General features: G+C 70.7%; 7 protein-coding genes and 1 pseudogene. 4 read left to right on the forward strand and 4 right to left on the reverse strand.

All coding sequences use genetic code 11. From position 1 onward, the window contains the following. Both ABZ070_RS33145 and ABZ070_RS33150 read left to right on the forward strand, forming a co-directional pair. Positions 1 to 427 (forward strand): annotated as a pseudogene (locus tag ABZ070_RS33145) (daunorubicin/doxorubicin resistance ABC transporter ATP-binding protein DrrA); the annotation flags it as partial. Continuing rightward, positions 424 to 1281, forward strand: coding sequence for an ABC transporter permease (locus ABZ070_RS33150; protein WP_356639377.1), 858 nt, complete (start codon positions 424 to 426; stop codon positions 1279 to 1281). The pseudogene ABZ070_RS33145 and the gene ABZ070_RS33150, both read left to right, overlap by 4 nt. Positions 1282 to 1357: 76 nt before the next feature. Here ABZ070_RS33150 and ABZ070_RS33155 read toward each other — a convergent pair whose 3' ends face one another. The 4 genes from ABZ070_RS33155 to ABZ070_RS33170 form a co-directional block, all read right to left on the reverse strand. Next, on the reverse strand, positions 1358 to 1816 hold the full coding sequence (locus tag ABZ070_RS33155; protein ID WP_356639379.1) for a universal stress protein: 459 nt from the start codon (positions 1814 to 1816) through the stop codon (positions 1358 to 1360). A gap of 65 nt (positions 1817 to 1881) precedes the next feature. Further along, positions 1882 to 2496, reverse strand: a complete 615-nt coding sequence (locus ABZ070_RS33160; RefSeq protein ID WP_356639381.1) for an FMN reductase — start codon at positions 2494 to 2496, stop codon at positions 1882 to 1884. Next, entirely contained in the window at positions 2493 to 3620 is a 1128-nt protein-coding gene (locus tag ABZ070_RS33165; RefSeq protein ID WP_356639383.1) for an LLM class flavin-dependent oxidoreductase, read from the reverse strand. The genes ABZ070_RS33160 and ABZ070_RS33165 overlap by 4 nt, the downstream gene beginning before the upstream one ends. A 106-nt stretch (positions 3621 to 3726) precedes the next feature. Continuing rightward, positions 3727 to 4521, reverse strand: coding sequence for a hypothetical protein (locus ABZ070_RS33170; RefSeq protein ID WP_356639385.1), 795 nt, complete (start codon positions 4519 to 4521; stop codon positions 3727 to 3729). Between the two features lie 983 nt (positions 4522 to 5504). Between ABZ070_RS33170 and ABZ070_RS33175 the strand changes: the two genes are divergently transcribed. After that, complete coding sequence (locus ABZ070_RS33175) at positions 5505 to 7571, forward strand: NADPH-dependent 2,4-dienoyl-CoA reductase (protein WP_356639387.1); 2067 nt, start codon at positions 5505 to 5507, stop codon at positions 7569 to 7571. A 180-nt stretch (positions 7572 to 7751) separates the two neighbouring features. Next, a complete protein-coding gene (locus tag ABZ070_RS33180) occupies positions 7752 to 8624 on the forward strand; it encodes a septum formation family protein (RefSeq protein WP_356639389.1) in 873 nt (290 codons plus the stop codon). Positions 8625 to 8844 lie beyond the last annotated feature (220 nt).

Here is an 8844-nt window from a genome sequence, read left to right on the forward strand (position 1 = left end):
CGTCGTCGCCCAGGGCACCACCGTGCTGCTGACGACGCAGTATCTGGACGAGGCCGACCATCTGGCGTCGCGTATCGCCGTGATCGACCACGGCAAGGTGATCGCGGAGGGCACGAAGGGCGAACTGAAGGCATCCGTCGGCTCCGGCGCGGTGCATCTGCGGCTGCGCGAGGCCGATCAGCGGCCCGAGGCGGAGCGGGTGCTGGCCGCCGCGCTCGGTGCCGAGGTGCTGCTCGACCCCGACCCGGTCGCGCTCACCGCCCGTGTCAACGGTCACGGCACCGACCGCGGCGCTGCCGAGCAGGCGGCGCACGCCCTGGCCGAGCTGGCTCGCAACGGAATCACCGTCGACAACTTCGCGCTGGGACAGCCCAGCCTGGACGAGGTCTTCCTCGCCCTGACCGACAAGAAGGGGGAGGCGGCATGAGCACCGCTGCCACCACGAAGGACGCCATCGACCTCGATCTGCAGGCCCCGAAGGCGGAGGACCTCGCCGCGCTGCTGGTCGCCACGGAGCGCCCGCCGCGGCCCAGCGCGCTCTCGGCGTCGGTGACGTTCGGCTGGCGGGCCATGCTCAAGATCAAGCATGTGCCGGAGCAGCTGTTCGACGTGACGGCGTTCCCGATCATGATGGTGCTGATGTACACGTATCTCTTCGGAGGTGCCATCGCGGGCTCCGTCTCGGACTACATCCAGTTCCTGCTGCCCGGCATCCTCACGATGAGCGTCGTGATGATCACGATGTACACGGGCGTCGCGGTGAACACCGACATCTCCAAGGGCGTCTTCGACCGCTTCCGTACGCTGCCGATCTGGCGGCCGGCCCCGATGGTCGGCTACCTCCTCGGCGACGTGGTGCGCTATCTGATCGCCTCCGCCGTGATGCTCGCGGTCGGCATGCTCATCGGCTACCGGGCCGACGGAGGTGTCGTGGGTGTTGTCCTCGGTGTCGCGCTGCTGATGGTCTTCTCGTTCTCCTTCTCCTGGGTCTGGACGATGTTCGGCCTGCTGCTGCGGACCGAGAAGTCGGTCATGGGCGTCAGCATGATGGTGATCTTCCCGCTGACGTTCCTGAGCAACGTGTTCGTCGACCCGAAGACGATGCCGGGCTGGCTCCAGGCCTTCGTCAACAACAGTCCCGTCACCCATGTCGCCACCGGCGTCCGGGAGTTGATGGCGGGCAACTGGCCGGCGGCGGACATCGCCTGGTCGCTCGGCTGGTCGGCCGTGCTCGTGGTGGTCTTCGGCTCGGTGACGATGCGGCTCTACAACCGCAAGTGACCGCAGGACGGCGATGCCCCCGGACAGGCCGGGGGCATCGCAGCATCGCGAGGCGGCCCGGACCGCTCCGGGCGCGTCAGCCGGCCGAACCGCGGACCACCACGACCGGGCAGGGCGCGTGCTGGGTGAGGTGCAGGCCGACGGAGCCGAGCAGGGTCGCCTTGAAACCGCTGTAGCCGCGGTCGCCGACGACCAGCAGCGAGGCGCCGTCCGCCCTGTCCATCAGGGCCTGCGCCGCGCTGCCGATCATGATCGTCCGGGTCACGGCCGCGGCGGCCTCCGCGCCGAGCGTCTGCTCGAGCGTGTCGGCGAGCACCTTGGCCGCCAGCCGCTCAGGGTCGAAGTCGGCCGGCATGGCGGGGACCATCGCGGCCCAGCCGGCGGACGGGTACTCCCAGCTGATGACGGCCTCCAAGGGGTCCCCGGTCAGCCCGGCCTGCCGTACGGCCCATCTCAGGGCCCTGATCGACGGCTCCGAGCCGTCGACGCCCACCACGATCCTGCCTGCGCCCGCCGTGCCGGTCTCGTCCGCCATACCCGCCACCTCCGTAGCTGTAGCTCGCTTCAAGCCTACGTAAAACGGATCAAGCAGGCGCAAAACTACGCGAAGAGGTCGGCGGTGGGCGTGGCGCGGTCCGGCTCCTCCTTGGCCCGCGGGGCCATCAGGGCGGCCAGTTCGCGGCCGGCGCGGGCGATCCGGTCCGGCAGGGTGTCGGTGAGCGCGTCGCCCGTGCCGCCCCAGTCCTCGGACGCCGCGTACACGGCGGTCGGCACGACGAGCGCCCGCAGGTAGGCGAAGAGCGGCCGCAGCGCGTGCTCCAGCACCAGCGAGTGCCGTGCCGTTCCGCCGGTCGCCGCGATCAGCACCGGCTTCCCGGTGAGCGCGTCCGGTTCGATCAGGTCGAAGAACGACTTGAACAGCCCGCTGTACGAGGCGGTGAACACCGGTGTGACGGCTATCAGCCCGTCGGCGCCGGTCACTTCCTCGATGGCGTCGGCGAGCCGGTCCGACGGAAAGCCGGTCACCAGGTTGTTGGCGATTGCCACGGCGAGGTCGCGCAACTCGACGACACTTACCCGCACCTGACGTTCCGTGCCGGCGAGTTCGCGGCGTACGGACTCGGTGATCCGGTCGGCCAGCAGTCGGCTGGAGGACGGCACTCCCAGCCCGGCGGAGACGACCACCAGGTTCAGGGCCGCGGCCTGCTGCGTCATGACGTCTCCTTCGTGCCCTGCGTGTTCTTCCCGCTCTGCGTGTCGCCGTTCGCCCTTCGGCGCAGGACGGCGGGGTGCGTCGGAGCGGCCTCCGGTACTCCGGCGGGCCGCAGCTTCGTGAACTCCTCGCGCAGCACCGGCACGACCTCCTCGCCGAGGATGTCGAGCTGTTCGAGGACCGTCTTCAGCGGCAGTCCCGCGTGGTCCATCAGGAACAGTTGGCGCTGGTAGTCGCCGACGGCGTCGCGGAAGCCGAGCGTCCGCTCGATCACTTCCTGCGGAGAGCCGACGGTCAGCGGTGTCTGCTCGGTGAAGTCCTCCAGGGACGGTCCGTGGCCGTAGACCGGCGCGTTGTCGAAGTACGGGCGGAACTCCCGCACCGCGTCCTGCGAGTTCCTGCGCATGAACACCTGGCCGCCGAGGCCGACGATGGCCTGCTCAGGGGTGCCGTGGCCGTAGTGCGCGTACCGCTGCCGGTACAGCTCCACCATCTTTTGGGTGTGGGACATGGGCCAGAAGATGTTGTTGTGGAAGAAGCCGTCGCCGTAGTACGCGGCCTGTTCCGCGATCTCCGGGGAGCGGATCGAGCCGTGCCAGACGAACGGCGGGACGCCGTCCAGCGGGCGCGGGGTGGCGGTGAAGCCCTGCAGCGGTGTGCGGAACTTCCCCTCCCAGTCGACCACGTCCTCCCTCCACAGCCTGTGGAGAAGTGCGTAGTTCTCCACGGCCAGCGGGATCCCCTGCCGGATGTCCTGGCCGAACCACGGGTAGACCGGGCCGGTGTTGCCGCGTCCCATCATCAGGTCGACCCGGCCGTCGGCGATGTGCTGGAGGTATGCGTAGTCCTCGGCGATCTTCACCGGGTCGTTGGTGGTGATCAGCGTGGTCGAGGTGGAGAGGGTGATCCGCTCGGTCAGCGCGGCGATGTGGCCGAGGAGGGTGGTCGGGGACGACGGGACGAACGGCGGGTTGTGGTGCTCGCCGGTCGCGAAGACGTCGAGGCCGACCTCCTCCGCCTTGCGGGCGATGGCGACAGTGGCCTTGATCCGCTCGTGCTCGCTCGGCGTGCGGCCGGTGGTCGGGTCGGGCGTGACGTCGCCGACCGTGAAGATGCCGAACTGCATGGCGGCTCACCTCTCGGGTTCTAGTTGAAGGTTGAACTAATCATACCGCTCAACCGTCACACCCCGACCCCTATTCCAAAGCCCTCCGAGCCCCCGCGCCCTGCCCTCAGTCGGACTCGGCGGCGCCCGGGAAGAGCTGGCGGAAGGCGTCCGCCGACTCGGTGCCCGACCGGCCGAAGGGCGCGTCGAAGTCCCACACCAGGAAGAGCAGGAAGGCGATCAGCGCACTGAAGAGACCGGCGAGCAGCAGCTCCCGGAATGTCCGGCCGATCTGCATGGTGAAGATCAGCCCGATGGTGATGGCGGCTCCGCTGATCAGGCCGAACCAGACGATGCCGGGCAGTGTCTCCCCCGCGCCCGCCGCGCGGGCGTTGCGCGCGTCCTCCGCGGCGGCCACCTGGTCCAGCATCGGCTGGTACGCCTGCGCCTCCAGCTCGTTCTTCGGCTCGCGCTCCGCGACGCCGGTGCGCACGACCGCCAGCAGTTGTGTCCCGCGCGGCGATAGCTCCTCGTGGTTGACCATCCGCGGCCACTCGTCGTCGACGACCTCGGAGACGTAGGCGTCGATGTCCTTGCGGAGCTGGTCGCGGAAGTCGGCCGGGTAGACCTGCGCGCGCTGGGTCACCTCGTGCAGTGCCTGCGCCTCCGTGCGTACCGCGTCCTGGGCCGCGCCTCTCGCCTCCCAGACGCCCGCGATCGCGAGGCCCAGCACGATCGCGTACACGACGCCCACCATCATCACCATGTACTCGAGCACGTCGGGCGTCTCGGGCGAGTCCCGTACCTCAGGCTCGTTCGCCGGCTCCGCGCCGCGTGGCCTGCGCTGACTGAGGAGCGTGACGACGAGGACGACGGCGCAGGCGGCGGCCATCACGATGGCCAGGACCAGCCATTCGGACATGGGGGTCTCCGGTGGTGTGGGGAGGGCTGGGGTGCGGGGTGTGGTTCAGGCGCGTCCGCGCCGGTTGGCGGCGGACTGCGAGCGGGGACGCAGCAGGGCCGCGGCGAGCACGGCCGGTGTCGTGGTCACCAGCATCAGGATCGTGAGGGGCGTCCCCGTGGGCTCCGGCGCTCCGGTCGTGGGCCGGTAGGTACGGATGGCGACGGCTTCGACCCGCTCCGGCGGGGGGCCCGCGGCGGGCGGCGCCGACTCGTCCGGGGGCGCCGGGGCGGGCGCGGGCTCCTCCGGTGGTGGCTCGACGGGCGGGGCGGCCGGCGCCGAGGGCGTCGGCTCCCCGGAGGGGGAGGGCGCAGGGGGTGTCGGAGGAGGCGGGGGTGTGGGCGTGGGCGCCGGTGGCTCCGGAGCGGGGGGCTCGGGGGGAGGGGTGGGCGTGGGTGTGGGGGGCGGGGGCGTCGGAGGCGGGCAGTCCCCGAGCCCGACGGTCACGGAAAGCGCGAGCCCGCCCAGGCCGGGCAGCGACACCGCCACCCCGAGGGTCGGCGGCCGGCCCTCCGCGGGTTCAGGTGCGGGGGTCGACGCGAGCGCCGATCCGGCCTCAGGTCCAGGGGTCGGCCCGAGCGCCGATCCGGCCGCAGGTCCAGAGGTCGGCCCGGGGGGTGGCTCCGGCTCGCGTTCGGGTGCACCCGCCGCCACCTCGGGGTGCCCCGGCCCGTTGACCTCTTCGGATGCGTGAGTGCCGATCACGGCCCCCTGTGTTCCGAGAATCGCCACGATCCCCAGTGCGCTCACGTGCTGCCATCCCGCCACGAGGACACGGTAGAGGTCCGGAACGTGGTCGTATGACCAGGATCACCCGTATGGCTGATGAGCGAATTTGTACGACCGCACCGACGGCCCTGTGGTGCGAATCATTTATGCACTTTGTTGCATAAGGAGGAGGGGGCGGCTAGAAATCGGAGGACACCCGTGCGAGGAGGCACCCGATGAGTACGAGCACCAGCAGCAGCACGAGCACCGCCGCGACCGGACAGGACGCGTACCCGCACCTGCTCAGCCCGCTCGATCTCGGGTTCACCACCCTCCCGAACCGAGTCCTGATGGGCTCCATGCACGTCGGACTCGAGGAGGCGGAGCGCGGCTTCGAGCGCATGGCCGCCTTCTACGCCGAGCGCGCCCGCGGCGGTGTCGGGCTCATCGTCACCGGCGGAATCGCCCCCAACGACCGCGGCCGTCCCTACGAGGGCGGCGCCAAGCTCACCACCGAGGACGAGGCCGCGCAGCACCGCGTCGTCACGGACGCCGTGCACGCCGAGGGCGGCCGGATCGCCATGCAGATCCTGCACTTCGGCCGGTACGCATACCACCAGGACCTGGTCGCGCCCAGCGCCCTCCAGGCCCCCATCAGTCCCTTCGTCCCGCACGCGCTGACCGACGCCGAGATCGAGGAAACGATCGAGGACTTCGTGCGGGCGGCCCGGCTGGCGAAGTCGGCGGGCTACGACGGCGTCGAAATCATGGGCTCCGAGGGCTACTTCATCAACGAGTTCATCGCGAGCGCCACCAACCACCGCACCGACCGCTGGGGCGGTTCGTACGAGAACCGCGTCCGGCTGCCCCTGGAGATCGTCCGCCGCACGCGCGAGGCGGTCGGGACCGACTTCATCCTGATCTACCGGCTCTCCATGCTGGACCTCGTGCCCGGCGGCTCCTCGCTCGAAGAGGTGGTCGCACTCGCCAAGGGGATCGAGGCGGCCGGCGCGACGATCATCAACACCGGGATCGGCTGGCACGAGGCCCGTATCCCCACCATCGCGACGTCCGTGCCGCGCGGCGCGTACACGTGGGTCACCAAGAAGCTGATGGGCGCCGTCTCGGTCCCGCTGGTCATGAGCAACCGGATCAACACGCCCGAGGTCGCGGAGGAACTCCTCGCCGACGGTCGCGCCGACATGGTCTCGCTCGCCCGGCCGTTCCTCGCCGACCCCGCCTTCGTGGCGAAGGCGCGGGCCGGCCGTTCCGACACCATCAACACCTGCATCGGCTGCAACCAGGCGTGCCTGGACCACACCTTCAGCCTCAAGATCACGTCCTGCCTGGTCAATCCGCGCGCCTGCCACGAGACCGAACTCGTCCTCGCGCCCACCCGTCTGAAGAAGCGCGTCGCCGTCGTCGGCGCGGGCCCCGCCGGTCTCGCCTGCGCCGTCTCCGCTGCCGAACGCGGCCACACCGTCACGCTCTTCGACGCGGCCGACGAGATCGGCGGCCAGCTCAACATCGCCAAGCGCATACCGGGCAAGGAGGAGTTCGACGAGACGCTGCGCTACTTCCGCACGCAGCTGCGCGAGCACGGCGTCGAGGTGCGCCTCGGCGAGCGCGTCACCGCCGACGGCCTCCCGGCCGACGAGTTCGACGAGGTCGTCGTCGCCACCGGCGTGACCCCGCGGACGCCCGAGATCGACGGCATCGACCATCCGAGCGTGGTCAGTTACCTCGACGTGCTGCGCGACGGCGCGCCCGTCGGCGAGCGGGTCGCCGTCATCGGTGCGGGCGGTATCGGCTTCGACGTCGCCGAGTTCCTCACCGACGGCGGCGAGGGCGCGAGCCTGGACGCGCAGACGTACTTCCGTCAGTGGGGGGTCGACACCGACTACGCGGCCCGGGGCGGACTGACCGCACCCGTGCGCCCGGCCCCGCCGCGGTCCGTGCACCTCCTCCAGCGCAAGACCAGCAAGGTCGGCGCAGGCCTCGGCAAGACGACGGGCTGGATCCACCGCACGGAACTCAAGCACCGCGGCGTGACGATGACGGCGGGCGCCACGTACCGGCGGATCGACGACGAGGGCCTGCACCTGACCGTCGACGGCACGGCGTCCGTGCTGCCCGTCGACACAGTGGTGCTCTGCACGGGTCAGGAGCCGCAGCGCGGCCTGTACGACGAGCTTTCCGCCGCCGGCCGGACCGTCCACCTCATCGGCGGCGCGGACGTGGCGGCCGAACTGGACGCCAAGCGCGCCATCGACCAGGGGACGAGGCTCGCGGCCACCCTCTGACCACACGTCCCGACCGGCGCCCGGGGACAGCGGATGCGCCGGCTCGACCGGTGTGGACGGTCCCGGAGGCGACGCGAACGCGTCGTCCCCGGGGCCGTTTCACCCGCCACGGCCCGGTCACACCGGTGGCATACCATGCGCACGACATTCATAAGACTTTCGTAAGAGGATGTACGCGTCATGGCTCTCCGTACCCCGTCACGTCCCCTGCGCGGCATATCTGCCGTCGTCGCCCTCCTCGCGGTCGGTACGGTGGGCTGCTCCGTCGTCGACAGCGCCAAGGACGGCGCGGAGAAGGTGGCCCGCCAGCGGTCGGTGTTCTCCCTCGCCATCGGGGACTGCTACAACCCGAACGGCAAGGCCGAGGGTGAGGCGCTCGCCATCGAGGTCGTGCCCTGCGCCGAGGCCCACGAGGCCCAGGTCGTCGGGGAGTTCACGCTCGACGACGCCAAGACCTTCCCCGGCGACGAGGCGATCACGGCGATCGCCGACGAGCGGTGCCCGGCAGAGGCGGCGAAGTTCGCCCCGGACACCTGGGCGCTCCCCAAGGGCGTCGAGATGTTCTACTACACGCCGACCACCGAGAGCTGGACGACCGGTGACCGGGCCGTGAGCTGCACCTACACCAAGGAGAACGGCACGTTCGCCGGCTCCCTGAAGGCCGACTCCTCGAAGCCGGAGCAGGCCACGTACCTCAACGGCGCCAACGCCGTCTACGAGGCCCTGTGGGCGCACCAGCCCAAGGCGGAGAACGTCGAGGACGACCTCGACGGCTACAAGGGACAGGCCAAGGCCGTCGCCGCCGCCCTCGACGCGCACGTCAAGGGCATGAAGGACATCAAGGGCACCGAGACCGGCAAGCTGCGCGCGCAACTGGAGAAGACCGCCGGCCACTGGAAGAAGGCCGCGAACGCCGCCGACGCCGACGCGTTCTACATCGCCTACGACCCGGCCTTCACCGGCATCGACCCGAACAAGACGGTCGCCGCCCGCAAGGAGCTCGGTCTCGCCACCACCGTTCCGGCCGACGACGCTGAGGTCTGGGCGGGCTGACGGTCCGAGCCCGGCCGGGCCCGCGCCGCGATCGCCGACGGGCCGGACGCGCCTCTGCGCAGGCTTTCACCGACGAGCAGGCGGCTCTGCGACCCACGCCTGGCCGTCGCTGATGACGTAGCTGCCCCCAGCTCGCGGTGTGGAAGCTGCGGTACTCCCTGCGCTCCTGCGCGGACACGATCCAGCGTGCGGCCACGAGGCAGGTCAGGCTGCCGCCGAT

This window comes from Streptomyces sp. NPDC006283, from assembly GCF_040613325.1.
In the GTDB taxonomy this organism is placed as follows: domain Bacteria; phylum Actinomycetota; class Actinomycetes; order Streptomycetales; family Streptomycetaceae; genus Streptomyces.